Here is a 384-nt window from a genome sequence, read left to right on the forward strand (position 1 = left end):
GTAAATGTTTCCTGTTTCTTCATCCCCATACACCACCATTGCGTTGATAGTGTTATTATCCCACATCCGGAGCCTTTATGGTAGTGCGGATTAAATCAGAGATTCCCTAAATTACATAGAATCATTGAGTCTGAAAAACCTTTGAAATTCTTGATAATTCTGGTTGAAAAATTCATTTTGAAATGATATATTAAACAGACTTAAATAGGTGTCCAAAACACCAGCACCCCTGTACGAGAATGAATAGGATTTCCTATCATTTCGTATAACGAGAGGTTACATAGAGGAATTTGCTTGCACTTGCAACGTCCACCAAAAATCGAAAGCCTTGCTAATTTCGAGCCAATCGGACGGTGTAAAATCCCTATGAAAATGCTTATGAAG

The 384-nt window shown here is 37.2% G+C and carries 1 protein-coding gene; it reads right to left on the bottom strand.

The annotated features are described in order from the left end of the window. Positions 1 to 200: 200 nt before the first annotated feature. Positions 201 to 384: hypothetical protein (locus tag ACTNBK_RS17200; protein ID WP_441147920.1), on the bottom strand; the 184-nt coding region annotated here is incomplete at its 5' end.

The organism is Intestinimonas sp. HCP28S3_D6 (genome assembly GCF_052065695.1).
GTDB lineage: Bacteria > Bacillota > Clostridia > Oscillospirales > Oscillospiraceae > Intestinimonas.